The organism is Flagellimonas halotolerans, from assembly GCF_035818535.1.
In the GTDB taxonomy this organism is placed as follows: domain Bacteria; phylum Bacteroidota; class Bacteroidia; order Flavobacteriales; family Flavobacteriaceae; genus Flagellimonas; species Flagellimonas halotolerans.
This window is the reverse complement of sequence record NZ_JAYKYV010000009.1, coordinates 1-26010: the sequence shown is the minus strand read 5'-3', so window position 1 is coordinate 26010 and position 26010 is coordinate 1. Positions and strand designations below refer to the sequence as shown.

The 26010-nt window shown below is 42.5% G+C and carries 22 protein-coding genes and 2 riboswitches; of the genes, 14 read left to right on the top strand and 8 right to left on the bottom strand.

Going from position 1 to position 26010, the window contains the following annotated elements; genetic code table 11:
- Positions 1-396: 396 nt before the first annotated feature.
- The 10 genes from VM932_RS11545 (at position 397) to VM932_RS11500 (ending at position 12833) form a co-directional block, all read left to right on the top strand.
- The gene (locus tag VM932_RS11545) at positions 397-1113 is read left to right on the top strand and encodes an NUDIX hydrolase (protein WP_326278939.1); all 717 of its coding nucleotides are present in this window, start codon (positions 397-399) and stop codon (positions 1111-1113) included.
- 69 nt (positions 1114-1182) lie between these two features.
- Positions 1183-2889 (top strand): GMC family oxidoreductase, encoded by a 1707-nt coding sequence (locus VM932_RS11540; protein ID WP_326278938.1) that lies wholly within the window; start codon positions 1183-1185, stop codon positions 2887-2889.
- Between the two features lie 2 nt (positions 2890-2891).
- Positions 2892-3485, top strand: a complete 594-nt coding sequence (locus VM932_RS11535; protein ID WP_326278937.1) for a gluconate 2-dehydrogenase subunit 3 family protein — start codon at positions 2892-2894, stop codon at positions 3483-3485.
- 3 nt (positions 3486-3488) lie between these two features.
- Positions 3489-4856 carry a Gfo/Idh/MocA family protein gene (locus tag VM932_RS11530; protein ID WP_326278936.1) on the top strand — a complete coding sequence of 456 codons (1368 nt, stop codon included), beginning with the start codon at positions 3489-3491 and terminating at the stop codon, positions 4854-4856.
- A gap of 31 nt (positions 4857-4887) precedes the next feature.
- Complete coding sequence (locus VM932_RS11525) at positions 4888-6396, top strand: nucleoside hydrolase-like domain-containing protein (RefSeq protein ID WP_326278935.1); 1509 nt, start codon at positions 4888-4890, stop codon at positions 6394-6396.
- A 42-nt stretch (positions 6397-6438) separates the two neighbouring features.
- A complete protein-coding gene (locus VM932_RS11520) occupies positions 6439-7737 on the top strand; it encodes a CitMHS family transporter (protein WP_326278934.1) in 1299 nt (432 codons plus the stop codon).
- Position 7738: 1 nt separating this feature from the next.
- Positions 7739-9076 carry an acyclic terpene utilization AtuA family protein gene (locus VM932_RS11515; protein WP_326278933.1) on the top strand — a complete coding sequence of 446 codons (1338 nt, stop codon included), beginning with the start codon at positions 7739-7741 and terminating at the stop codon, positions 9074-9076.
- A 3-nt stretch (positions 9077-9079) separates the two neighbouring features.
- Positions 9080-9391 (top strand): AtuA-related protein, encoded by a 312-nt coding sequence (locus VM932_RS11510; RefSeq protein WP_326278932.1) that lies wholly within the window; start codon positions 9080-9082, stop codon positions 9389-9391.
- Positions 9392-9401: 10 nt separating this feature from the next.
- Positions 9402-10433 carry an alpha/beta hydrolase gene (locus VM932_RS11505; protein WP_326278931.1) on the top strand — a complete coding sequence of 344 codons (1032 nt, stop codon included), beginning with the start codon at positions 9402-9404 and terminating at the stop codon, positions 10431-10433.
- 87 nt (positions 10434-10520) lie between these two features.
- A complete protein-coding gene (locus tag VM932_RS11500) occupies positions 10521-12833 on the top strand; it encodes a glycoside hydrolase family 3 protein (RefSeq protein WP_326278930.1) in 2313 nt (770 codons plus the stop codon).
- A 144-nt stretch (positions 12834-12977) separates the two neighbouring features.
- Here the strand turns inward: VM932_RS11500 and VM932_RS11495 are convergent, their stop codons facing one another.
- The 6 genes from VM932_RS11495 to rocD all read right to left on the bottom strand — a co-directional run bounded on the left by VM932_RS11495 (position 12978) and on the right by rocD (position 20107).
- The gene (locus VM932_RS11495; RefSeq protein WP_326278929.1) at positions 12978-13994 is read right to left on the bottom strand and encodes an acyl-CoA dehydrogenase family protein; all 1017 of its coding nucleotides are present in this window, start codon (positions 13992-13994) and stop codon (positions 12978-12980) included.
- A complete protein-coding gene (gene pnuC / locus VM932_RS11490; protein ID WP_326278928.1) occupies positions 13963-14562 on the bottom strand; it encodes a nicotinamide riboside transporter PnuC in 600 nt (199 codons plus the stop codon). The genes VM932_RS11495 and pnuC overlap by 32 nt, the downstream gene beginning before the upstream one ends.
- Before the next feature lie 56 nt (positions 14563-14618).
- A riboswitch (TPP riboswitch) is annotated at positions 14619-14724 on the bottom strand.
- Positions 14725-14847: 123 nt separating this feature from the next.
- Positions 14848-15339 (bottom strand): PAS domain-containing protein, encoded by a 492-nt coding sequence (locus tag VM932_RS11485; protein ID WP_326278927.1) that lies wholly within the window; start codon positions 15337-15339, stop codon positions 14848-14850.
- 108 nt (positions 15340-15447) lie between these two features.
- A complete protein-coding gene (locus VM932_RS16775) occupies positions 15448-15705 on the bottom strand; it encodes a cysteine-rich CWC family protein (RefSeq protein ID WP_428979747.1) in 258 nt (85 codons plus the stop codon).
- Between the two features lie 43 nt (positions 15706-15748).
- A complete protein-coding gene (gene metE, locus VM932_RS11480) occupies positions 15749-18070 on the bottom strand; it encodes a 5-methyltetrahydropteroyltriglutamate--homocysteine S-methyltransferase (protein WP_326278926.1) in 2322 nt (773 codons plus the stop codon).
- 162 nt (positions 18071-18232) lie between these two features.
- Positions 18233-18439: riboswitch (cobalamin riboswitch) on the bottom strand.
- 423 nt (positions 18440-18862) lie between these two features.
- Complete coding sequence (rocD, locus tag VM932_RS11475) at positions 18863-20107, bottom strand: ornithine--oxo-acid transaminase (protein ID WP_326278925.1); 1245 nt, start codon at positions 20105-20107, stop codon at positions 18863-18865.
- Between the two features lie 235 nt (positions 20108-20342).
- Here rocD and rlmD point away from each other — a divergent pair, with 235 nt between their 5' ends.
- The 3 genes from rlmD to VM932_RS11460 are packed head-to-tail and all read left to right on the top strand — an operon-like array spanning position 20343 to position 23046.
- Positions 20343-21755 carry a 23S rRNA (uracil(1939)-C(5))-methyltransferase RlmD gene (gene rlmD / locus VM932_RS11470; protein ID WP_326278924.1) on the top strand — a complete coding sequence of 471 codons (1413 nt, stop codon included), beginning with the start codon at positions 20343-20345 and terminating at the stop codon, positions 21753-21755.
- 30 nt (positions 21756-21785) lie between these two features.
- Positions 21786-22304, top strand: coding sequence for a DUF6452 family protein (locus tag VM932_RS11465; RefSeq protein ID WP_326278923.1), 519 nt, complete (start codon positions 21786-21788; stop codon positions 22302-22304).
- Positions 22285-23046, top strand: a complete 762-nt coding sequence (locus tag VM932_RS11460; RefSeq protein ID WP_326278922.1) for a DUF6048 family protein — start codon at positions 22285-22287, stop codon at positions 23044-23046. Before VM932_RS11465 ends, VM932_RS11460 begins: the two co-directional genes overlap by 20 nt.
- A 254-nt stretch (positions 23047-23300) precedes the next feature.
- Here the strand turns inward: VM932_RS11460 and VM932_RS11455 are convergent, their stop codons facing one another.
- Positions 23301-24458: a THUMP domain-containing class I SAM-dependent RNA methyltransferase gene (locus VM932_RS11455; protein WP_326278921.1), complete on the bottom strand. Its 1158-nt coding sequence runs from the start codon at positions 24456-24458 to the stop codon at positions 23301-23303.
- Between the two features lie 56 nt (positions 24459-24514).
- Between VM932_RS11455 and VM932_RS11450 the strand changes: the two genes are divergently transcribed.
- Positions 24515-25201 (top strand): ZIP family metal transporter, encoded by a 687-nt coding sequence (locus tag VM932_RS11450; RefSeq protein ID WP_326278920.1) that lies wholly within the window; start codon positions 24515-24517, stop codon positions 25199-25201.
- A gap of 51 nt (positions 25202-25252) precedes the next feature.
- Here the strand turns inward: VM932_RS11450 and trhA are convergent, their stop codons facing one another.
- The gene (trhA, locus tag VM932_RS11445; RefSeq protein ID WP_326278919.1) at positions 25253-25885 is read right to left on the bottom strand and encodes a PAQR family membrane homeostasis protein TrhA; all 633 of its coding nucleotides are present in this window, start codon (positions 25883-25885) and stop codon (positions 25253-25255) included.
- Between the last annotated feature and the right edge of the window lie 125 nt (positions 25886-26010).

Sequence of the window (26010 nt, the reverse complement as noted above, 5' to 3'; positions counted from 1 at the left end):
CATTTTCCACCCAAAAAAACCGTGGCTGTACTCCACACTTAAGAACGACTGTTTAAGCTCCTAAGCAATAACCATTTTAAGTGGATTGCCATCAGTTGTTTTTGGCATTCGGCCAATTGTGCGATTTCCCACCAATTGGGACTAGCATGCCAAATAGAATTGACAAAATATTCCTGAATGGCTATCCTAGTTCCCTTCTACATTACCATTTTCAATATAAACCTAAACGGGAAGTGCGTTGTTTTTTCCTTTGACCGTTCCGGAAGACAGAAACATGGGCAAAACATATTTTTATATTCTCAATTCAACCCTATTTATTGTATCAATCCGTTACAATAATACTTTCTTTTTTTCATAATTATATTTTTTTGATGTAATTTTTGCGATGTTTACAACATGCTACCATTAGAATCAGAACATATAACCAATATTGCCTATGATACGGTAATCCTAGGTTTTACTGGAAAAGAATTGAAAATATTGATCTTGGAATATCAAAATTCCGGCCAATTTGCATTGCCTGGAGGGTTTATTCGGCGGAATGAAGATTTATACGATGCTGTTAAAAGAGGGGTTCGGGAAAGAACGGGGCTGGAAAAAATTCATCTGGAACAGTTTCACACTTTTGGAAAGAAAAACAGGGACAGTGCCTATCCCTTTAAAAAGATTGCTGCCGGAAAAGGGTACACCTTGACATCGGATCATTGGGTCCTTGATAGATTCATCACTGTTGGATATTACGCCCTGATCAATTACAACCAAGTGCAACCTACCCCGGATAAGTTTTCGGATTCCATCAATTGGTATGACATCAACAAGTTACCAACTCTAATGATAGACCACGCTGAGATTGTCGAAAAAGCATTGGAGTCCATTAGAAATGACCTTGGCAAAAAACCCATCGGAGAAAATCTTTTGCCCGAAAAATTTACCATGAAGGAATTACAAAAAGTGTATGAGACCATTCTAAACAAAGAATTTAGACGTACCACCTTCCAACGGAAAATGCTTAGTATGGATATTTTAAAACGACATGAGAAATTGTATACCGGTGCGGCCAACAAGGCTCCTTACCTTTATAGTTTTGACAAGGAAAAAGTTGAAAAGACATAAATTATAACAAAATCACTTTAAAAAATAAGGAAATAATCCCAACCTTTAAATCCTAAACCGAATACGCCAATGCCAAATTTCAATATAGATGCCGACCCCAAACACACCTATGATGCCATTGTAATCGGCTCTGGGATCAGTGGAGGGTGGGCCGCCAAAGAACTTTGTGAAAAAGGACTAAAAACCTTGGTTTTGGAGCGCGGCCCCGTAGTGGAGCATCCAAAAGATTACACCACGGCCCATCTGGATCCTTGGGATATGGAACTTCGTGGCGGACTTACCCCAGAACAACAAAAAAAACATTACAAGGCCATACGCTCTGGATTTATTGGTCAGGATACCGAGCATTTTTTTGCCAACGATGAAGAAAACCCGTACACCGAAGAAAAACCATTTTTATGGATACGGGGTCACCAAATGGGAGGACGTTCCCTATTGTGGGGCAAACAGACCTACCGTTGGAGCGAAATGGATTTTGAGGCCAACGCCAAGGATGGTCATGGGGTGGATTGGCCCATACGCTACAAAGATTTGGAACCGTGGTACACCTATGTGGAGAAGTTTGCGGGCATCAGTGGCGAAGCCCTTGGGCTGCCCCAGCTTCCCGATAGCCACTTTCTACCTCCCATGGAGTTGAACTGCGTGGAAAAACACCTCAAAAAACGTATAGAACGGGACTTCCCCGGAAGACACATGATCATAGGCCGTGTGGCGCATTTGACCCAACCACTTAATGGTCGTGGGCAATGCCAATACCGCAACCGATGTAGCCGTGGGTGCCCGTACGGCGCCTATTTTAGCAGTAATGCAGTAACCTTGCCAGCAGCCAATGCAACCGGGAATCTTACTTTTAGGCCCTACTCCATTGTGCAGTCCATTATGTATGATGAAGGAACAGGCAAAGCATCCGGTGTTCGCATTATTGATGCCGAGACCAATGAGGACATCGAATTCAAGGCCAAAATTGTATTCTGCAACGCCTCTACCTTGAGTACCACCCAAATACTATTGAATTCCACCTCTAATCGCTTTCCCAAAGGGATGGGCAACGATAGCGGTGAGTTGGGCCATAATTTAATGGACCACACCTACCGTGTAGGTGCATTGGGAAGGGTTGAAGGCTTTGAGGACAAATACTACAGTGGCCGCAGGCCCAACGGAATTTATATCCCCCGTTATTGGAACATCGACGAAAACTCAAAAACCGATAAGTTTTTGCGTGGTTTTGGGTATCAAGGTGGTGGGTATCGCATGGGAAATAGTGAAGCGGCCAACCGTAAGGAATTCGGTGGCGATTATAAGGACAGTATCATGAAACCAGGACCTTGGGAATTCTTCATTACAGGTTTTGCCGAGTGTTTGCCTTATCACGACAATAAAGTGTACCTGAACAAAGAGGTTACCGATAAATGGGGACAACCTACCCTATCCATAGATTGTGAGTACAAGGAAAATGAACTGGCACAGAACAAACAGATTCAAGAAGATGCCGTGGAAATGCTCGAAAAAGCGGGAGTCAAAGACGTTCTTGGGTTTGATAATGAGCATGAGCCCGGATACGGTGTCCACGAAATGGGGACCGCACGCATGGGCCGTGATCCAAAAACATCGGTTTTGAACGGGACCAATCAAATCCATTCGGTGAAAAATGTTTTTGTGACCGATGGTGCTTGCATGACCTCCAATTCTTGTGTGAATCCGTCACTTACCTACATGGCACTTACTGCGAGGGCTGCCGATTTTGCCGTGAAAGAACTTAAAAAAATGAACATTTGATTATGGATCGCAGAAAAGCTTTAAAATTCACGGGAAGTATGGCCGCAGCTGCCGTTGCGGGCCCTTCATTATTATCCATACTTCAATCTTGCAAAAACGAAACACGGGTTGATTGGCAACCGCAATTCTTGACCACGGACGAAGCGGCATTCATATCCAAAATAGTGGACATGATCTTACCGCGCACCGAAACACCTGGAGCTTTGGATGTGAAAGTCGATATATTTATCGATAAGGTCTATGCCCAACTGTATGATGTCAATGGCCAAAACCATGTTCGAAAAGAAATAGAAAAGTTCAACGCAGATTGTGTTTCCGATTTTGGGGACAGTTTTGTCAATCTTTCCGAATCCGATCAAATCAAAGTTATGGAAAAGGCCGAAGAAAGCTCCGGCCAATTTGGTAGCGGGGTTTGGGGCACTACCGTGGGTAACCCAGAACCTGTTGGATTTTATCGAAGCTTAAAATCAACAGCGTTATGGGGCTATTTTACCTCTGAGGAAATCGGTAAGAATGTGTTGAGCTATGACCCAATTCCCGGTGCCTATAATGGATGCCTACCTTTAAGCGAAGTAGGCAATAAATGGAGCCTTTAACGTATGGATTCTAAAAATTTTTACATCAACCGAAGAAAATTTCTGACCAGCACCTCTGCTGCCTTGGCCTTATCATCATTTGGTGCTTATGGCATGGAATTGATGTATTCTTCGAAAAAGTGGAATGTAGGACTAATAGGCTGTGGTTGGTACGGGGTAAGTGATTTGTTCAAACTGATTCAGGTCGCCAATGTCGAGGTAGTCTCACTCTGTGATGTGGACAAGAAGCATCTGGAAGAAGCTGCACATTTGGTGTCCCAGCGACAAAAATCCCATAAAAAGCCAAGATTGTACAGCGATTACCGCAAAATGCTGGCCGAAAAGGATTTGGATATCGTTTTGATAGGTTCGCCCGATCATTGGCATGCGCTACAAGCCATCGAAGCCATGGAAGCCGGGGCTCATCTTTATCTACAAAAACCCATCAGTCTTGATGTTTTGGAAGGCGAAGCCATTTTGGCCACTGCCCGAAAACTGGACAAAAAGGTGCAAGTGGGCACCCAACGCAGAAGTACCCCTCACTTGATCGAAGGCAAGAAAAATATTATCGATGCCGGACTATTGGGGAAGATATCCCATGTAGAAATGTGCTGTTACTATCACATGCGATGGAATGCCAATCCGCCAGTACAACAAATCCCCGATCATTTTGATTACGACCTTTGGTCCGGACCCGCACCGTTAAGGCCCTACGTGGGTCTTCCGCACAGAAGGTGGCGGGCATTCATGGAGTACGGAAACGGTATTGTCGGCGATATGTGCGTTCACATGCTGGATGCCGTTCGGTGGATGCTCGGTCTCGGATGGCCCAAAAAAGTAAGCTCCACCGGAGGGATTTACGTGCAAAAAGATTCCATAGCCAATATTTCCGATACACAAACCGCCATTTTCGAATTTGAAGAGCTTAATTGCGTATGGCAACACCGTAGTTGGGGTACTCCAACAGACCCAGATTACCCTTGGGCATTTTTTATTTATGGCGAAAAAGGAACCTTTAAGGGAAGTGTGTTCCAATACGAGTTTATTCCCAACGATGGGAAAACCATTAAAAAGGAAGTGGTTTACGAACGTGAAAAATATCCAGAGGATTTAAAGGAAAAGGATATCGAGCTCCATACCGCACCAGCTACACGCGGCCACATGTTGGATTTGTTGGATGCCATCGAAAGTGATGGATTTCCTGTTGCCGATGTAGAGCAGGGGCATATTTCCACAGCTAGTTGCATTATGGCCAACCTTGCCATGGGATTGGAACGCCCATTGGTTTATGATCCACAAAAAAGGATTATTGTTGATGATGCGGAAGCCTCTTCATTGCTCAAACATCAGTATCGAGGGCCATGGAAACATCCCTCGGAAACCATTTTATGATCAAACAAACCCACTATCAACATAAAAATTGATGGCCATCAGAACCAAAATGACAAAATTCAACCTTTTATTGCCACTCCTATTCATGTCTTTTTCCGTTATGGCGCAACAAGAGCATAAACGAACCATTGTTACTACCGATGGTGAAATAGACGATGTGGACACCTTTATCCGTTTTTTGATGTACACCAACGAATTTGATACCGAAGGATTGATCTATTCCAGTTCCATGTGGCATTGGAAAGGTGATGGCAAGGGAACCACCATGGTCTCCGAAATGGAAATGACCCGAAATATGTATGGGGAACGCAGCGAATTGAGGTGGCCTGGAACCACTTGGATACAGGAACTGCTGGCCGAATATGCCAAAGTACATCCCAACCTATTGCTTCATGATAAAAACTACCCCACCCCAGAAGAACTTTTGGCACTGGTAAAAGTGGGTAACATAGATTTTGAGGGAGAAATGGACCAACGCACCGAAGGTTCGAAATGGATAGCAAAAAAATTACTGGATGATGACCCGCGCGAAATTTTTCTTCAGGCCTGGGGCGGAACCAATACCATTGCCCGTGCCCTAAAATCAATCGAAGAAGACTATTCCAGCCATAAAGATTGGGAAACAATCAAGGAAAAAGTATCAAAAAAGGCCATCATCTACACCATCATGGACCAAGATGCCACCTATAAAAAATACATCGGGCCCAATTGGCCCAACATACGGGTCTTTTACAATGCCAACCAATTTTGGTGCTTTGCCTACCCGTGGAAACAAGTGGTGCCCAAGAGCCAGCAACCCTATTTAGAGGGGAGTTTTATGGGCCCCAACATCATCAATAACCATGGTCCGTTGTTTACAAAATATTATTCCTATGGGGATGGGCAAAAACAAGAAGGAGACCCTAATCATTTTGAAGGGGATATTTCAAAAATTGCACATACCGAGCGTGGCAATTTTTCCAAGTATGATTTCATCTCAGAAGGAGATTCCCCTGCGTTTTTACATTTGGTGGATGTGGGTCTGGACAACTACGAAGACCCGTCCCGAGGTGGTTGGAGCGGTCGTTTTGAGCAATCGACCGAAAATCCATACCGTTTTGAAGATGGTGAAGCAGCGGCCGATTTAAATCCTGAAACAGGAGAAATGGACAAAAGCTATCCCCAGACCCGTTGGATAAAACCCATGCAGCTCGATTTTGCCGCCCGTGCCGATTGGTGTATCAAACCTTTTGAAGAAGCCAACCATCCTCCACAGATTTCAGTATCGCAAGGGAATTCGATTAATGCAAAACCAGGAGAAAAGCTTGTTCTCAATCTTTCCGCTGAAGATATTGACGAACACCCTGTCTTTTTTAACGTTTGGCCCTATGCCGAAGCCGGTGATGGGGCCGCGACCGTTGAAATAAAAACGGAAGTGGCATCGGTCAAAATTCCAAAAACCGCAAAAAGCGGGGAACAATACCATATCATTGTTGAAGGTACGGATACCGGCTTCCCTGCTTTGACCAGGTACCAAAGAGTTATCATTTCAATCAAGTAAATCAGGGAACAAACTAACGCTTAATTAAAAAATCCTCCACGTTTGCTTTTAACCAGTCTGCTTATCATCATTGTTTTATTGGTACTTATCCTAACAAAAAAGATGAGTGCCATGGGTGCCCTGATTTTGGTACCCGTAGTAGGCGCCTTACTAGCTGGTTTTGGCTGGGAAACGTTTGATTTTGCGCTGGACGGAATCAAAAGCATTGCTCCTGTTGTGGCCATGTTCGTATTTGCCATCCTATTTTTTGGGATACTGACCGATGCGGGAATGTTCAATCCCATCATAAACACCATTTTAAAATGGGTGGGTACCAACCCGACATTAATTGCCATTGGCACCGCCTTGTTGGCGATGACGGTACATTTTGATGGCTCTGGAGCAACCACCTTTTTAATCGTGATCCCGGCCATAATGCCCCTTTATGAAAAACTCCAAATGGATCGTCGCGTACTGGCTTGCGTCGTATCCTTGGCAGCGGGCACCATGAACATGCTTCCATGGGGCGGCCCCACCATCCGCGCAGCATCAGCGCTCAACTTAAGTGTGGCCGAGATATATTCCCCCATTATGCTACCACAGATTTGCGGGCTTTTATTTGTTGTTTTTATTGCCTGGCGGTTGGGCAAGAAAGAATCCAAACGCCTCAATATTCAAAAAAACACGGTAGCCAAGGAAGAAATTGAAACCATGGGGGCAGATGTGCCGACCATGCCTTCCAAAAACAGAAACTTTTGGCTCAATATTATAATAACCATTTTGGCACTTGTATTTTTAATTTCCGGCACCGTTCCTCCCGCCCTCGTTTTTATGATCGGGACAATTTTGGTTTTGATGCTGAATTTCCCAAGTCTGGAAAAACAAAAAGATTTGATTTTTTCCCATTCAAGAGCTGCCATTTTAATGGCCTCCATATTGTTGGCAGCTGGTGTTTTTACAGGCATTATGAAAGAATCGGGCATGATAGCAAACATGGCCGAAAGTGCCGTGGACGTTATTCCGACCGCTGCAGGTGAACGATTACCGCTTATTCTGGCGGTGCTGAGTATGCCGCTTAGCTTTTTGTTCGACCCCAATTCGTTCTATTTTGGATTTTTGCCCATATTGGCACAAACGGGCAACGAATTTGGTATAGCCTCAGCAACCATGGGGCAGGCGGCAATTATGGGACAAATGACCACGGGCTTCCCCTTAAGCCCCTTAACGGCCGCAACCTTTTTATTGATCGGTTTGGCAAAAGTGGATTTGGCGGACCATCAAAAGTTTACTTTTAAATACGCCTTTTTGACCACATTGGTCATGACATTGATTTCAGTTTTAATCGGAGTGATTCCCATATAATATGAATAAAACAATTCGCATAGGATCGGGAGCTGGCTATTCGGGAGACCGAATTGAACCAGCCGTGGACCTAATACAAAAGGGAGATTTGGATTATATCATCTTCGAATGCCTTGCAGAGCGTACCATTGCCTTGGCCCAATTGCAGAAAATGCAAAACAAAGAGCTTGGTTATGATCCTTTATTGGAAGACCGGATGAAGGCCTGTTTACCCTATTGTGTTTCAAACAATGTAAAACTTATCAGCAATATGGGTGCCGCCAATCCTGTGGCCGCGGCAAAAAAAACGGCCAAAATAGCCAACGAATTGGGTTTAAAAAGCATCAAAATAGCCGCCGTATTTGGTGATGATGTTCAATCATTGCTAGATTTTGAAACACAAACTTTATTGGAAACCGGTGAGCCCTTATCTGTTTTGGACGATAAAATCATTTCTGCCAATACCTATTTGGGGGTGGAAGGAATTTTATCGGCCCTCAAGGACGGGGCAGACATTATCCTAACTGGCAGAGTGGCCGACCCCGCCCTATTTTTGGCTCCTATTATACACGAATTTGATTGGTCCCTCAGCGATTACCCTCTTTTGGGCAAAGGAACTGCTTTGGGTCATTTAATGGAATGTGCCGGTCAAGTATGCGGTGGTTATTTTGCCGACGGCGTTAAAAAACAAGTTCCTGATTTGGCCAATTTGGGATTCCCCATCGCAGAAATCAACGAAGAGGGTTCTTTCTTCATCACCAAATTGAAAGATTCGGGCGGTATGGTAACCCCTGCAACCTGCAAAGAACAATTGTTGTACGAAGTCCACGATCCATCAGAATATTTAACGCCCGATGTCATTGCTGATTTTTCCAGCATAAGTTTTAAGGAAATAGAAAAAGATACAGTAGAAGTTTCTGGAGCCACGGGAAAACCTTTGACCGGAAAATTAAAAGTGTCCGTAGGCTATCATGATGGTTATATGGCAGATGCCCAAATAAGTTATGGTGGAAGTTATGCTTTGGAACGGGCCAAATTGGCGATTGACATCATCAAAGAAAGAATACAATCCATTGATCTGGAGGTGGAGGATATCCTTTTTGACCTTATTGGAATTGATAGTCTTTTTAAAGGAAATGAAACCAAAGCAAGCCCTACGGAAGTTCGATTGCGCTTAGCTGCTAAAACAAAAGGCAGAAAAGAGGCTGTACAGTTGGTCAATGAAGTAGAAACACTGTACACCAATGGTCCGGCGGCTGGAGGCGGCGTTGGCAAAACAGTCACGGAAATTGTTGCCATCCAATCTGTTTTGATCGATAAAAATAGGGCAACCCCCATAGTTGAATACTTTGAAAGCTAACAAATGAAACTAAAGGATTTAGCACATTCTCGAACAGGAGACAAAGGAGATATTATAAATATCTCGGTTATTGCTTTTGATGAAAAAGATTATCACACCTTGCAAAAATCAGTGACCGCCGCTTCAGTGAAAAAGTTTCTTGGGGAAATGGTCCTGGGCGAGGTAATACGGTATGAGCTCCCAAACCTTGGTGCAATGAATTTTGTAATGCACAAGGCACTTCGGGGTGGTGTAACGCGCTCGCTCCGCTTGGACAAGCACGGAAAAACACTATCCTCTTACCTCTTGGAAATGCCACTTGAAATAAAAAACTAAAACTTGATTGATGAAAACATACTTAAAATTGATATTGGTCATTTGTACCCTTCAGTTGACCTATGCACAAACAACAAAGGGAACCATAGTAATTGATTCCATTTACTCTGAGAATTTGGAAAATAATTTTGATGAAAACCCTACTCGCGAAGTTGGGGTTTATCTTCCTCCCAACTATGACAAGGGAACCCAAAAATACCCCGTAATTTATTTCTTGCACGGCTTTTATGGTGATCACAACATGTTGGAGCCCATGAAGGAAATCTTGGATTTTGCCATAGAGACCAAACGAATTCGGCCGTTTATTTTGGTGGTTCCCAACCAAAAAACCACCTACGAGGGCAGTTTTTACTCCAATTCTGGCGTTTTTGGAAATTGGGAGGACTTTACCGTACAAGATTTGGTGAAATACATGGACAAAAACTACCGCACGCTAGCCAAAAAGGAAAGCCGTGGTATTACAGGCCACAGCATGGGTGGTTATGGTGCTTTGAACATCGCCATGAAACATCCCGATGTTTTCAATACCGTTTATGCCATCAGCCCGGGAGCTTTGGCCATAGTTCGTGAGTACGGGCCGAACAGCAATACCTTTGAAGAGCTTTCGGAAATATCGACCTATGAAGCCTTGGAAAAAACATATTTTGGCAAAGTGATGGTAGCTTTTGCCCGTTCTTGGTCCCCCAATCCGAACAAACCTCCTTTTTACTGTGATTTCCCGTTTGGGTATAACGATGGTGAGTTGGTCATACACCAGGAAACACTTAAAAAATGGCACGACAATATGCCTTTTTACAATCTCGAAAATTACATTGACAATCTAAAAAGCTTGAAAGCCATCAAAATGGATTGGGGCAGAAATGCTGGGGAACGGTTTACACAACAGTGTAAAATGTTCAGTATAAAATTGGAAAATCTGGGCATTGACCATTTCGCCGAGGAATATATCGGTACCCACGTGAATAACATTTATACCAAAAATGGACGTTTGCCCCAACAAGTGCTGCCCTTTTTTGAATATTATCTTGAGTTTGATGATTAAACCCGCCTAAAAGTAGTGGCAATGTAATATCTTTCCAAATATAAGTCATTAACGTACAATGGATTCCAACATAAACAACCAAACAACATGCATAGCTTAAAACAAAACTTTCGATGGGGCAGTCTGTTCTTAGCAACATTATTTATAGGCTGTAGCCCAAAATTTACCGAAGAAAAAAAGGATGGTTTCAACCTTGTTCACCATGAAAATGGAACAACCCTTGGGTACAGTCCAGACTCCGAGGTATCCATTTTAACCGTTGACCGTTTGGCCTTTAAGGACCTGAACCAAAACGGCACTTTAGATCCTTATGAGGATTGGAGGCTCTCTGCCAATGAAAGAGCCCATGATCTTGCCTCAAAAATGAGTGTGGAGCAAATTGCCGGTTTAATGCTGTACAGTGCCCACCAATCCATTCCTGGAGGGGGCAACAGCTTTTTTGGTGCCGTTACCTACAATGGCAAACCTTATAAGGAAAGTGGTGCCAAACCCAGTGACCTATCCGATGCACAAAAGAAATTTCTTTTAGAGGACAATCTACGCCATGTTTTGATTACCAGTGTGGAGTCGCCGGGAATATCGGCACAATGGAACAACAATGCACAGGCTATGGTAGAAGGTATAGGATTGGGCATCCCCATCAACACCAGTTCGGACCCTAGACACGGAAGCGATTCTTATGCAGAGTTTAATGCAGGTGCAGGAGGGAAAATCTCAATGTGGCCCAGTACCTTGGGACTGGCGGCCAGTTTTGACCCATCACTAATGCAACAATTTGGGGAAATTGCTTCCAAAGAATACCGTGCTTTGGGAATTGCCACCGCCCTATCTCCACAAATAGATTTGGCTACAGAGCCGCGTTGGTCCCGTTTTGACGGCACCATGGGGGAAGACCCAAAACTCGCGGCGGATATGGCAAAGGCTTATGTTGAAGGCTTCCAAGCCTCCGGAAATGGCGATTGGGGCAACCAAAGTGTAAACGCCATGGTAAAGCACTGGCCTGGCGGTGGTCCTGAAGAAGGTGGTCGTGATGGTCATTTTGGATATGGATCCTATGCCGTTTACCCGGGGGAAAACCTGGAGGATCATTTAAAGCCGTTTACAGAAGGTGCCTTTGATTTGGAGGGGCCCACCGAAATGGCAACTGCCGTAATGCCTTATTATACCATTTCATACAATCAGGACGCGGAGAATGGCGAAAACGTGGGCAATGCATACAATAAATACTTGATTACAGACCTGCTACGTGGCAAATACGGTTACGATGGTGTGGTGTGCACAGATTGGGGGATTACAGGAGATGCTCCCAATGTATATGAATTTAGGGGCAAACCTTGGGGAGTTGAAAATTTGAGTGTTGTTGAAAGACATTATAAAATTATTGAAGCGGGCTGCGACCAATTTGGGGGCAACAACGATATGGGTCCTGTTATCGAAGCCTATCAAATGGGCGTGGAGGAACATGGAGAAGAATACATGCGCAAACGTTTTGAAACTTCTGCTGTACGGCTTTTGAAAAATATATTCAGGACAGGGTTGTTCGAAAATCCGTATTTGGATGTATCGGAAACAGAACAAATCGTCGGTAATGCCGAGTTTATGGAAGCGGGCTACAATGCACAGCTCAAATCCGTAGTGATGCTGAAGAACAGTTCAGAAACCTTGCCCGTGCAAGGCAAGAAAAAAGTGTACGTACCCCAGCGCTATGTTGCCCCTACCGTTAACTGGTTTGGCGTTGCGACAAAAGAACGTACCGAACATCCATTTAATATGGAAGTAGTGGCCAAGTATTTTGAAGTTGTGGATGAGCCCAGTGAGGCTGATTTTGCACTCGTAGGCATACAAAGTCCAAATGGTGGCGTTGGATACGATATTGCCGATACAGAAAAAGGAGGCAATGGATATGTTCCCATTAGCTTGCAGTATGGCACCTATACGGCAACCAATGCCAGGGATGAAAGTATAGCTGCTGGAAGCCCTTTGGAAGATGGTATAACAAACCGCTCCTACAAGGGCAAAACAACAACCGCTGTCAATATTTCGGATATGGGCTTGGTTACGGATACCAAAAGAAAAATGGGAAATAAACCCGTTGTTGTAATTGTTAAAGTATCCAAACCTATGGTCTTTGCCGAAATTGAGCCTTCAGCCGATGCTATTATGGTACATATGGGGGTTCAAGATCAAGCATTAATGGATATCGTTTCCGGCAAGGTGGAACCCTCTGCCATGCTACCATTCCAAATGCCAAACGATATGATGACTGTTGAATCTCAATTTGAGGATGTCCCAAGGGACATGGAACCCTATACCGATTCCAATGGAAATGCCTATGATTTTGCCTTTGGGCTCAACTGGAACGGCACAATTGATGATGCGCGGGTAAAAGAATATAAATAACAGCGAACAATCGGACTTGGCTTTTAAGAAATTACCGCCATGTGGTAAAACCCACGTTTGTGGATAAATTGATGGAGGTTTTTAACTGAAGTTTATAAAAACAGGTAGTGAGCATTTTTTATAGACTATCAAACTTAGGGGCGTCTACCTAAAAATATGGTGCTGGGTAGCGGTAAAATAATCCTTTAACACTTGGTTCAAAGGATGGTTTTCTTTACTGGCGGCAATACCCAAGGTGGGGTATACCCTAATTATGGCATCAGATAACGACCGTACCGAACCCTTGGCCTTTTGGTGTATTTCATCTGTCATGGTATTCGGCAACTCGCTCCCCATACCGATCACCCTTTGTATTTGACCGGTATAACCCATAGTTAGCGAGTCTGCTTTTTGTATGACTTTTTGGAGTTTCCCTACCCTTGGGTTTTGACGGGAAATCTTTAGGGCCTCTTCCAAAAAATGTGCTGCCATACCTATATAATTTACCCATAAGGTCAAATCGGCAAATACGGAAAAAGGTATTTTAAATATGGAATGGGGCTGGTGCAGCTCATTATATACAAAACTATATTTTTCATGTACCCACTTGGACCGTACCTCAAAAGACTCTGTGGCAGTGGCCTTTAACCCCATAGTATTCCAATCCTTGATCATTTGAACTTCCTCCTTTTTAAGAACAAAGGAGCGCACCAAGGGAGTACCATCCTTCTGGAGTACATCCTTACCGTCTTCGCGAATCTTTGCGTTTAAGGTAAAGTGTGTGAGGTAAGGTGCACCGGTAGCGTATTTCCATGTTCCCGAAATAACATAGCCCTCGCCTTTTTTCTCAGCTGTGCCAAAGACACCTCCACTGCCCCCAAAGCATATGGGCTTTTCTGGGTCGATGAAAATTTCATTGGCCACTGCTTGTTTTAGATTGCCAATAAAGAAATTCGCACCACTGCACAGCGTAATTGTCCATCCCAAACTTCCATCGACCTTTGCCAGCGACCGTAATTTTTTCAGCCCTTCGGAAAGTGACATTTCCAATCCACCATAAGATTTGGGAACCCATAGATTCCAAATGTTTTCTTGGGCAATCCAGTTCAACACCTCAGGGGAGAATTCTTCTTTACCAAAATCAAGACTGCTAAGCCCCTGCATAGGTTCCATCACGCTCATGTGCAATAATTTTTTTCCATTTGATATACCCGGATATGGCCACTGCGAACAAGAAGGCCGTCAAACCTGCGTAGATGTACAATTCCTTATAGATTAACAGGGGAATGGATATAAAGTTGCTAATGTTCAAATAGATCCAATTTTCTATTTTCCGTTTTGCCATCAACCACATACCGGCCCAAGCAAAGGCGCAGACCAAGGCATCCCAATAGGGAACATCGGAATCCGTGTGTTGTGCCAACCAATAGGCCATCAGCCCAAAACAGCCCAAAACAATTCCTCCCGCTATGGTATGCTCCCTACGGTTGGAGGCAGATATGGGTGTCTCTTGCTTTTGTTTTCCCATCTTCCAATAAAACCAACCATAAACACTCATCACCAAATAATAAAGGTTGAGCAAAATATCCGCATACAATCGGGATTGGTACAATACCCAAATACTGATCAGGATGGCAACAACTCCAAAAAGGTAATTATGGATATTGTTCTGACGGGCCAAAAGGACCTGAACCACACCAAAAATGGTTCCCAGCCATTGCAATAAGGTCAGTTGTGAAAGAAATTCCATTGTTTTGAGTTATCCATTTCTAATAATCATGGGGTACCCAAATTGGAACACGGGCAAGATTGACTCACCAAATTCCCTACGCCAGCATTACCTGGATCAGGTGCGAAGTATTCAACTTCCGGGTATGATCTCAGCCCCTATCGGGACACCCCATTCATTTTGTAAAGGTATGGAATAGTCATGATTTTATAGCAAAGTAGCTACCGAATCACATACTAACCCCCTTGCGTTGGAAATCTGTAAAAAACAATGGCACCAAATAAAGGAAAAGAAAGTGTTTCTTACTTAAGCACTCAATAATTCTCTTTCCATGGCTATAAAATGGGTCAGCTCTTTTTTTGAATCATAAAGCGGTAGTATTTTAATCTGGCATACATAGGATTCCCCGCTCTTTCTATAATTTACAATGGATCCAGTATAGCCATGCTTACGATGTAACTGTTCTCCAATGTCCTTAATCTTGTTTTTTGAGGTCTGCTCTCCCTGAAGAAATGTAGGCTTTTTTCCCAGAGCGTAGTTTTTGGCATAACCGGTCATCTCTGTAAACCCATTGTTTACCCAAATAATTTGTTGATCAGAGCTTGTTAAAACCAAGGCATCATAAATTTCTTGCCTTAGCACATCTTGAATATTGGGCCCAATATTTCCCTTGAGTATGTATTTTAATTGTTCTATGTCTGTTTCCTTTTTTAATTTTTTTATGAGATGATGGTACGTCTCTAAATACAGATCAAAACTGAGCAAAGGTGAAATGTATGTGCTGTTTTCTTCCTTCATAACTTTAATTTTTGATAGTTTGTATGCCCGCGGCAAAAGTTACCTCATCCATAAGAATCGATATGTTTCCTTCGAATAAAATGCTGGTTTATGGGTTTTTCTATTCATTCAATTACTTCCATTGCTCTTCCTATAATAAACTCCTAAAATTTTTCTGAGGGATTGCTGGTGCTTTACGTTTTGATTCTCCAATTTCAATTGTCTCAAACATTGTGCGCAAAGACAATCGGAATACTTAAGGCTAATATACTCCTGCTCTTCCTTGTTGATCGCAACCGCACTACATTGGCATAGGGAGATAGATCCCACCTTGCATTCGAACTGTGCATTGCATCGTTGACAATATGTGTCCTCGTGTTGTGCCATAAGCAAAAGGGGCCAATGGCAAGCCATTGGCTCCTTAATAGTTTTAATTGGTAGGTGCTCCCTCAACTTTTCTCATCTGTTGAGCTGCAGATACCATAAGTTTTAAGGCACTCTTGGTCTCTTCCCAACCACGTGTCTTGAGCCCACAATCCGGGTTTACCCAAAGTTTGGATGCAGGCAGTACATTCTCCGCTTTTCTCAAGAGTTTCAAAATCTCATTTAAAGATGGAACCCTAGGAGAATGGATATCATACACACCTGGCCCTATATCATTGGGGTAATCGAACTCGGAAAAAGCATCCAACAGCTCCATTTGCGATCGAGAACATTCTATGGTAATCACATCGGCATCCATATCGGCAATGTTCTTAATTATATCATTGAACTCAGAATAGCACATGTGCGTATGGATTTGCGTGGAGTCCTTCACTCCGCTTGTTGATAGTTTAAAGGCTCCAATGGCCCAATCCAAATAAGTTTCCCAATTCTTTTTACGTAAGGGGAGTCCCTCACGTATTGCAGGTTCATCCACCTGAATAATCTGTATGCCCTCTTTCTCAAGATCGACCACCTCATCCCGGATGGCTAGGGCAATCTGGTTGCAGGTGGAAGAACGTGGCTGATCATCTCGAACAAACGACCACTGTAAAATAGTGACCGGACCTGTGAGCATCCCCTTTACTGGCTTTTCGGTCAATGATTGCGCAAAGGATGTCCAGAACACCGTCATTGGGCTTGGTCTTGAGACATCCCCAAAAATGATAGGGGGCTTTACACAACGGGATCCATAACTTTGCACCCAACCATTTTGAGAAAAAACAAACCCGTCCAATTGCTCCCCAAAGTATTCCACCATATCGTTGCGCTCAAATTCACCATGCACAGGTACATCTAGTCCAACCTCTTCTTGAAAAGCAATGGCATCAGTAGTTTCCTTTATCAGAAAATCAACATACGCCTGTTCGCTCAGCTCTCCCTTTTTAAACAATGACCTGGCCCGTCTTACCTCTTGGGTCTGGGGAAAAGAGCCAATGGTGGTCGTGGGAAACAGGGGCAAATTTAAGTGAGCTTCTTGAAGTACCTTTCTTTTTTTAAAAGGGGATTTTCTGTAGAAATCCTTTTCATGAAGCTGTTCCACCCGCTTTTTTACCTTGGGTTTATGAATCAATGTGGAATTTTTTCTCTTTTCCATTGAAGCCAAATTCGCTATAAAATGTTGATGGGATTCATAATTGGGGACACTAGCTAAAAGCTTCAGGCTTTGGAGTTCTTCCAATTTTTGCTTGGCAAAGGCCATCCAGTCCTTTACATCTTCGTGAAGCACTTGTTCATTTTTCTCAAGCTCCAAATCATATGGAACATGAAGCAGGGAACATGATGGGGACAAGATCACACGTTCTTCCCCTAGTTGTGTCTTTGCCTTTTGAACAAACTCCAAAGAAGTTTTAAAATCATTTTTCCATACATTGCGACCATCGACCACACCCAAGGACAAGGATATTTTTTTATTGAGTTTTCCCAATTCCAAGACGGTGTCCAATTGATTCGGGCTTCGCTTAAGATCCAGATGAAGGGCACAAACAGGCAATGATAGTGCCGTATCCAGATTATCTCCAAAATCTCCAAAATAATTGGCCAACAGCATTTTTAGGGTAGGAAACGCTGTCGCGATTTCTTGGTAAACTTTTTTGATGGCTTCTTGTTCCTTGTCCGAAAGGTCTGTGGATAGTATAGGTTCATCAAACTGTATCCAAGTTGCACCTGAATCCAACAATCGTTTTAAAATGGAACAATATATGGGAAGTAGTTTGGGCAAAAGATCCAGCCTATGAAACCCTTCTTCTTTTTCTTTTCCCAACAATAAATAGGTAACAGGCCCCAGAATCACAGGCTTGGTGTGTATTCCCATTGCCTTTGCCTCATTAAACTCATCGACGATCTTTGATGAAAGCAGTTCAAATTCTTGGTCTTTGGTAAACTCTGGAACGATGTAATGATAATTGGTATCAAACCATTTGGTCATCTCCATGGCAATAACATCCACACCATCTTTCTGCACCCCCCTTGCCATGGCAAAATAGAGGTCCAAAAGAGTACTCTTGGTGTCCTGGGCATTCTTGTACCGTTCAGGGATAGCACCAACCATGAGGCTGGTATCCAGAACTTGGTCGTAAAAGGAAAAATCGTTCGAAGGGATAAGGTCGATTCCCTTTTGCTGTTGGAGTTTCCAATTTTCCTCTCGGATACTCTTACCAGCATGGAGCAGATCTTCCAAAGTAATCCTGCCCGACCAGTACTTTTCGCAAGCTCTTTTTAGCTCACGGTGGGCCCCGATTCTTGGGTAGCCCAAATTGCTTGTTTTCATTGCTAAAGCTTTTATAAAATTGAACAATTAGATAAAAGCTCCTTAGCTCAACTTCGCAATGCCTTAAACAAGAAGAACGCTATATTTTCTATAGGAAAACCCAGAGAAAGAAATAAACACGCCCGACTTGCCCTTAACGCGAAGGCACCGTCAAAATCCTACAATGTAGGAACGATATGGGCAGATATCCTGGCTTGTTCGATTCCTACCGGCCTTCTCGCCCCCACTTTGAGGACAATGGCACTATTGGTAAAAACATACTATCCCGTAAAACAGGATCGGACTTACAGTTGCGCGTCAGCTCGTGATTCTCACACGATTCCCTTTTAACCCCAACCTTCGAAGGGGACCCTTACCGCTATGATAAAGAAATTAAGTAAAGAACTTATTGAAATGTAAATGTAGCCATTAAAATTATTAAGGGATAACGAATAGGTAAATTATCTTTGATCCCACGGTCACCATTTACTTTTTCTTGTTGATTATGTTTGTACCTAAGAATAATTTACTTCATTGCCATAAAATGCAATACTATATTTAAACGCCAATCCAACACTTACTTTGAGGCACGGTGATTTTAACAAACGTATTGGGAATTCCATACCAAGCCAGTATTTTTTGTTAGAAATCAGCTAGGTGTTATGAAAAGGTCTAAAAAGCTTATTACCTGAGTCAGTTCGAGCGCAGTTGAGAACCTAAGTCAATTTGATAATCAATGGGTTTCGACTGCACTCAACCTGACAAAATCAAAATTTTGCTGCTTTTTAGACCTTTTTATATTTTTATTTTAATCTACTTAGAAAAATCCTGTAGCGTTTTGATGATTATGGAAACACAATCCATCAACTGCTCTCGGTTCATTACCAAAGGTGGTGCAAAACGGATAATGTTGCCATGCGTTGGTTTCGCCAACAATCCATTCTCCTTTAATGCCATACAAATATCCCAAGCGGTCGAGCTCTCTTCCGTATCGTTGATCACAATAGCATTGAGCAACCCTTTGCCACGCACTTTAACCACCAAATCGCAAGAAGGGATAAACTTGTTCAACGCTGCGCGAAACAATTCCCCCAATTCTTCGGCATTCTGTGCTAGATTTTCTTCCTTAATCACCTCCAAGGCGGCCGTACTTACCGCAGCGGCAACTGGATTTCCACCAAAGGTGCTTCCGTGGCTTCCAGGAGTGATTACTTCCATAATAGGGTCGTTGGCCAAAACTGCAGAAACCGGATAAACCCCTCCAGAAAGGGCCTTGCCCAAAATCAAAATATCTGGCTTCACATCTTCATGGTCTACCGCCAACATTTTGCCCGTTCTTGCGATACCGGTCTGAACTTCATCAGCAATAAAAAGTACATTGTGTTTTTCGCAAAGGGCCTTGGCTTTTTTCAAATATCCTTCTGATGGTACATAGACCCCGGCCTCACCTTGAATGGGTTCCACTAAAAATCCGGCAACGTGTGGATTACTTTTTAGGGCATTTTCCAGTGCTGTCAAATTATCGTATTCGATTTTTACAAAACCTTCGGTATACGGGCCGTAATTATTTCTCGCCACTTCATCATTGGAGAAAGAAATAATAGTGGTAGTTCTACCATGAAAATTGTTTTCGCAAACAATCACTTTGGCTTGGTTTTCTGGGATGCCTTTTTTCTGGTAAGCCCATCTTCTGCATACTTTTAAGGCGGTCTCAACGGCCTCTGCCCCTGTGTTCATGGGCAACAACTTATCAAAGCCAAAGGTTTCGGTTGCGTATTTTTCATACTTGCCCAACATATCATTATAAAAAGCCCGCGAAGTCAAGGTCAATGTTTTTGCTTGCTCCACCATGGCACCAATAATTTTGGGGTGACAATGTCCTTGGTTTACGGCAGAATATGCCGAGAGGAAATCATAATACTTTTTTCCTTCCACATCCCACACATAAACCCCTTCACCCTTGCTCAAGACCACAGGAAGTGGGTGGTAATTGTGTGCTCCGTACTTGTTTTCCAATTCTATCGCTTGCTGCGATGTTAAATGATCTAAAACAGCCATTTCATTAAATGATTAAAATTGATAAAATAACCATTCCTACTGTACCTTTATTCTTTCGAAGTTTCGAAAAAGCAGCGTGGGAGAGAAATCATCCCTTGGAGTGCCCGCAAATTACAAATTAATCGGTGAAAATGTAATTTTTCAGAATGTGATTCCCGATTGAACCACCGAAAGTTTAGATGCAATTTAAGAAGCTGCGTTCTGTGAAATACCAAAAAGAACTTACTTTTGCGGCATGCGTAAAAACAAAAGGAGAAAAACGTTTGAAAACGTAGAGGTTGTCGATGCCGGTGCAAAGGGAAAATCCGTGGGCAAGGCCCCTGACGGACGTGTAATTTTCCTTACCAATGCCGTTCCCGGAGATGTGGTGGATGTAACGACCACCAAAAAACGAAAAGCCTATTTTGAAGGGGTTGCCACCAACTTCCACACCCTTTCCGATAAAAGAACCGAACCTGTTTGCGAGCATTTTGGTGTATGTGGCGGCTGCAAATGGCAGCACATGGGGTATGAGCATCAGCTCTATTTTAAGCAAAAAGAGGTCGAGAACAACCTTAAGCGCATTGGTCATCTCGATCTTCCGGAAATAACCCCCATTCTAGGTTCTAAAGAGCAGTACTTTTACAGGAACAAGATGGAGTTCTCGTTTTCCGATAGCCGATGGTTGACCCAAGAGGAAATCAACTCCGATATCGAAATTGAGGACAGAAATGCATTGGGATTCCATATTCCTGGCATGTGGGACAAGATTTTGGATATTAAAAAGTGCCATTTACAGCAAGACCCTTCCAATGCCATACGGTTAGAGGTGAAAAATTTTGCCAATAAAAATGGCCTCACCTTTTTCAACCCCAGAAAACAGGAAGGACTTTTAAGAACGTTGATGATGCGAACATCATCAACTGGGGAAATTATGGTGCTCGTACAATTTTTCGAAGAAAATACAGAGCATCGCGAACTGCTCCTAAATCATTTAAAGGAAACATTCCCGGAGATAACTGCCTTGCTCTACGTCATCAATTCCAAAGGAAACGATACGATTTACGATCAGGAAGTAATTTGTTTTGCAGGCCGTGACCATATTTTTGAGGAAATGGAAGGGCTTCAGTTCAAGATCAATGCAAAATCATTTTATCAGACCAATTCGGAACAGGCCCATGAGCTTTATAAAGTAGCAAGGAATTTTGCTGGACTCACCGGAGACGAATTGGTATACGATTTATATACTGGAACGGGGACCATAGCCCAATTTATATCTAAAAATGCAAAAAAGGTTATTGGTGTGGAGTCCGTACCCGAGGCCATTGAAGATGCCAAGGCCAACGCGCTTCACAACAACATTTCCAACGCTGAATTCTTTGTCGGCGATATGAAAAATGTGTTCAACGATAGCTTTATTTCAGAACACGGTAAGCCCGACGTGATCATAACCGATCCTCCACGGGACGGCATGCACAAACAGGTGGTGGAACAACTCTTGCAAGTAGCCTCACCTAAAATTGTGTACGTAAGCTGTAACAGCGCAACCCAAGCCAGGGATTTGGCTCTTATGAAAGAAAAATACAAAGTCACCAAGGTGCAACCCGTAGATATGTTCCCGCAGACACACCACGTTGAAAATGTTGTACTTTTGGAAAAACGGGTGTAGTTTTTGAATTAAAATCCACAGCTAACCGGAATGAAGAAAATAATCCCCATCCTACTTATTGCATCAATGCTCTATTTTGTTTCATCCTGTGAAAAGGATGATATCTGCGTTGAGGGTGACACACCACTGATGGTCATTGGTTTTTTTAACATTGATGATACCACTGCAGTAAAAAGAGTTTCATCGATACGAATCAAAAGTTTGGATATAGACAGTATTTTGACCAATGATTCTTTTAGTGACAGAGCAAATTCGCCAGATTCATTGATGGTTCCCTTAAGGAGCAGTGCAACAAGTACCATGTACCAGATTATTTCTGGTTCACGGGATGATGATGAAACGGAACAGGAAATTGGAAATATTGACACCTTAACCATTTCTTACGACCTTGGTGAAGCTTTTATCTCAAGGGCCTGCGGGTTTGTGGTCAATTATAACAACATCACCGTTGCCGTACCGGAAAGTGCCGAGAATTGGATCCAAGATATTAAGGTCGTTCAACCTAACGTAGAAAACACCGATAACATCCATGTCAAAATATTTCATTAGCATTTTTATTGGCCTGCTGCCAATTTTGGTGCAAGCACAAAGTGAACCTATCGACCTTCAACAAAAGGATACAATTGAATATAAAGATCAGTATGGGCTTCGCGTAGGTGCAGACATTAGCAAATTGGTACTTTCCTTTATGGATGAAGATTACACTGGGCTAGAATTGGTGGGCGACTACCGACTTACCCATAAATTGTATTTGGCTGCCGAATTAGGGAACGAAACCAAGAGGCAGAACGAAAGTTTGAACAACACCCTTTTATACGATTACGAAACCTCGGGAAGCTATATTAAAGCAGGTGTGGATATGAATACCTACCGAAATTGGTATGGAATGAACAATGCCATTACCATTGGGGGGCGTTATGCGGTGGCAAGTTTTAACCACACCTTGAACGATTACAGCCTTTACGAAACAAACCGTTTCTTTAATAAAGAGTTTTTGCCCGGCGAAAACCCCAACCGTGAATTTAGCGGATTATCTGCCTCTTGGCTGGAATTTGTTGTGGGTGCAAAAGTAGAGCTGTTTGCCAATATTTTTGTGGGCATGAGTGCCCGATTGGGCTTTTTGATCACCAATACAGAAGATGAAGCGTTTCCCAACCTTTGGATTCCCGGATTTAACAAAGTTACAGAAGGGAGCAATTTTGGTGTGAACTACAACTATTCCATCTCTTACTTTATCCCACTTTACAAAAAGTCCAAAAAGAGCAAGGAGGAACCTGAAAACAACCAATAGTTTGATGACTGCCCCTATTGATGGTGTTGGATAGCGAAAATCTGGACAATACCAATAAATGGCAAGGACTTAAAAGAAGAAACTCGAGTATGGTACGAAAAATAAAAGGAGCCACATTGGACTCCTTTTATAAAATTTGGTTGAGTTAGTTAGTCGTGTTATAAACACATCACCAAATCTAAACAATTCTTTTGCACTAAGCCAAATCTATTTTTATACGATTCCTCATCTTTTTAAAGCACAGGTAGCTGACCTTAACTCTGTTTTTTTGCCTTTTTGCTTCCTTCATAAATTTCATACTTTACCAGTCTTGCTTCCAGTTTACCATTAAAGGTCTTTATTTTTTTGGAAGTTTTAAGGCCTATGTGCTTTAGCGCCTCCAAGTTGGAAGTAATCAACCAGATATCCGTACCTGGATAAATCTTTTTAAAGGTGTCCCCCATTTTGCCATAGAAAATTTCCATATCAATGGGCAATCGCTCTCCATACGGTGGATTGAACAACATGTGTAATTTACCATCAACTGGTTTGTCCACTCTAAAAAAATCCTTTCGCTCCACGGTAATGTAATCCGACAAATTGGCGTGGTCCACATTTTCTTGTGTTTTTCTTACCGCAGATGGGGCTTTATCGTAACCAATAATCTTATGATGGAACTCTCGCACCTTTTTTAAACTCGCATCCACTATTTTAGTGTGCAGCTCAGCATCATAATCGTTCCAATGCATAAATGCATAAGACTCCCTGTTGATGTTAGCTGGAATATTACACGCTATCATGGCAGCTTCAATCAGAAAAGTTCCACTACCGCACATTGGGTCAAAGAAATCCGATTGCCCATCCCACCCACTTTTAAACAACAGACCAGCTGCCAATACTTCGTTGATGGGTGCAATATTGGTCAACATACGGTAACCCCTTTGATGAAGGGAGTTCCCAGAACTATCCAATGAGACCGTACAGGTATTATTATAAATGTGTATGTTTATTTTTACATCAGGATCTTGGGTCTTTACATTGGGGCGTTCTCGAACCACTGCCCTAAACTTGTCCACGATGGCATCCTTGGTCTTTAGGGACACGAACATGGAGTTGTCAAAAACCTCTGTATTGGCAATACTGTCAATGGCAAAAGTCTTTCCTACATCAAAAATTTCGGGCCAATCCAGATCATAAATATGCCTGTAAAGGTCCTTTTCATTAAAAACCCGAAACGTTTTTATGGGTTTAAACACCTTTAAGGCCGTTCTAAGGCAAAGATTTGCCTTGTACATAAAACCTGTATCTCCCTCAAAAGTTACATTACGGACTCCCTCTTCCACGTGGCCAGCTCCCAAATTACGGAGCTCCTTCGCCAAAATAGGTTCGAATCCATAAAGGGTTTTGGCCATCATCTTAAAATTTCCTGCCATACTATCTTAAAAACTTTCTGCAAAAATAGGCTATTTTTGCTCCTTTAATTCCACCTATGGATTTTCCTTCCGCTATTATTTATATAATACCCATCTTGGCCGTTTGGGCCGGTTTTGGATTTGTTTGGTTCACAAAACCAAAGAACAACAACAATATTAAGCTCTTGTTGGCTTTTAGTGGATCATTTCTGTTGTCATTAACTTTTTTTGAGCTGTTGCCCGATGTTTATAATAGCCATGAGCCAAAAATAATTGCCCTGTACATTTTGGGAGGGATACTTTTGCAGATATTCTTGGAGTTTTTCTCCAAAGGAGCTGAACACGGGCACATGCACGTCCAACTAAAAGAAAACAAATTTCCCACTTTGTTATTTTTGAGTCTTTCCATCCATGCTCTGGTCGAAGGTGTGCCCATTCATGGAAACGATTCCATTTTGTACGGCATCATCATCCACAAAATTCCGATAGCCATTATCTTGAGCATCTTTTTGATCAATTCAAAGATGAAACTTGTCACATCCCTATTATTTATTACTGCATTTTCTTTGATGACGCCTTTGGGCAGCTATATTTCCACATCCGTTTGGATGGATAATTATGGTCATTTACTAACCTCCTTAGCTATTGGGGTGTTCTTCCACATATCTACCATTATTTTGTTTGAAAGTGCCCAAGGCCATGCCTTTAACTTACGAAAATTAGTGGTAATTATTTTGGGAATCGGGACTGCTTATTTGGTGTAAGTCTATTATTGGATGCAAAACAACCTTGTTAATAGATTAAGTAAAGATGACTTAGCTCAAGGATTCTATTAGCAACCAATGATTCAATGCTCCACCAAGCACAAAAAAATGCCATATCAAATGATTGTATGGTATTTTTTTTACGGAATAGAAAACTATCCCAATAGTATAAAAAGCTCCACCTGCGGTAAGGTAAATCAATCCAGATGAGGACATATGCTCCAGTAGGTAAGGTAAATCAATCACAATAAGCCATCCCATTACCCCATAAAGCACCAGTGAAAAGGCTTCAAACTTACCGGTGAAGAATATCTTGAGTATGGTGCCGAAAAGAGCTATTCCCCACACTAAGTAAAACAATAACCAACCCTTTGATGGTAAAAGTACCGACAAACATACCGGGGTATATGTCCCGGCAATCAAATAATAAATACTGATATGATCTAAAACCCTGAGTCGTCTTTTCAATTTAGGGTTTTGCACTGCATGGTAGATTGTTGATGCTGTGAACAATAAGAGCAAGGATGAAGTATAGGCAATAATGCTTCCCTTCATAAAAGGGATACTCTCCAAATCATTCTTAAAAAGAAGCAGTCCTCCTATACCCGCCAATACAATGCCCAATGCATGGGAATAGGCATTCAATTTTTCTTCTAGTAGAACAAGATTGGATTGGGTACTCAATGGGATGCTATATTTTGTGCGTATAAATATACCTCAAAAACGGAGCATAAAAAAAGCCCCCCACTTACGTGAGGGGCTTCAAAGAAGGCGGCGACCTACTCTCCCACCTGGTGTGGCAGTACCAT

Coding starts and splice junctions, on each gene's coding strand:
- VM932_RS11535 (WP_326278937.1), top strand. CDS start 2,892: ATGGATCGCAGAAAAGCTTTAAAATTCACGGGAAGTATGGCCGCAGCT.
- rocD (WP_326278925.1), bottom strand. CDS start 20,107: ATGGCTGTTTTAGATCATTTAACATCGCAGCAAGCGATAGAATTGGAA.
- VM932_RS11485 (WP_326278927.1), bottom strand. CDS start 15,339: ATGAAGGAAGAAAACAGCACATACATTTCACCTTTGCTCAGTTTTGAT.
- VM932_RS11455 (WP_326278921.1), bottom strand. CDS start 24,458: ATGGCAGGAAATTTTAAGATGATGGCCAAAACCCTTTATGGATTCGAA.
- VM932_RS16775 (WP_428979747.1), bottom strand. CDS start 15,705: ATGGCACAACACGAGGACACATATTGTCAACGATGCAATGCACAGTTC.
- VM932_RS11515 (WP_326278933.1), top strand. CDS start 7,739: ATGAATAAAACAATTCGCATAGGATCGGGAGCTGGCTATTCGGGAGAC.
- VM932_RS11525 (WP_326278935.1), top strand. CDS start 4,888: ATGGCCATCAGAACCAAAATGACAAAATTCAACCTTTTATTGCCACTC.
- VM932_RS11540 (WP_326278938.1), top strand. CDS start 1,183: ATGCCAAATTTCAATATAGATGCCGACCCCAAACACACCTATGATGCC.
- VM932_RS11545 (WP_326278939.1), top strand. CDS start 397: ATGCTACCATTAGAATCAGAACATATAACCAATATTGCCTATGATACG.
- VM932_RS11500 (WP_326278930.1), top strand. CDS start 10,521: ATGCATAGCTTAAAACAAAACTTTCGATGGGGCAGTCTGTTCTTAGCA.
- VM932_RS11450 (WP_326278920.1), top strand. CDS start 24,515: ATGGATTTTCCTTCCGCTATTATTTATATAATACCCATCTTGGCCGTT.
- pnuC (WP_326278928.1), bottom strand. CDS start 14,562: ATGGAATTTCTTTCACAACTGACCTTATTGCAATGGCTGGGAACCATT.
- VM932_RS11465 (WP_326278923.1), top strand. CDS start 21,786: ATGAAGAAAATAATCCCCATCCTACTTATTGCATCAATGCTCTATTTT.
- VM932_RS11505 (WP_326278931.1), top strand. CDS start 9,402: ATGAAAACATACTTAAAATTGATATTGGTCATTTGTACCCTTCAGTTG.
- metE (WP_326278926.1), bottom strand. CDS start 18,070: ATGAAAACAAGCAATTTGGGCTACCCAAGAATCGGGGCCCACCGTGAG.
- VM932_RS11460 (WP_326278922.1), top strand. CDS start 22,285: ATGTCAAAATATTTCATTAGCATTTTTATTGGCCTGCTGCCAATTTTG.
- VM932_RS11530 (WP_326278936.1), top strand. CDS start 3,489: ATGGATTCTAAAAATTTTTACATCAACCGAAGAAAATTTCTGACCAGC.
- rlmD (WP_326278924.1), top strand. CDS start 20,343: ATGCGTAAAAACAAAAGGAGAAAAACGTTTGAAAACGTAGAGGTTGTC.
- VM932_RS11510 (WP_326278932.1), top strand. CDS start 9,080: ATGAAACTAAAGGATTTAGCACATTCTCGAACAGGAGACAAAGGAGAT.
- VM932_RS11495 (WP_326278929.1), bottom strand. CDS start 13,994: ATGAGCGTGATGGAACCTATGCAGGGGCTTAGCAGTCTTGATTTTGGT.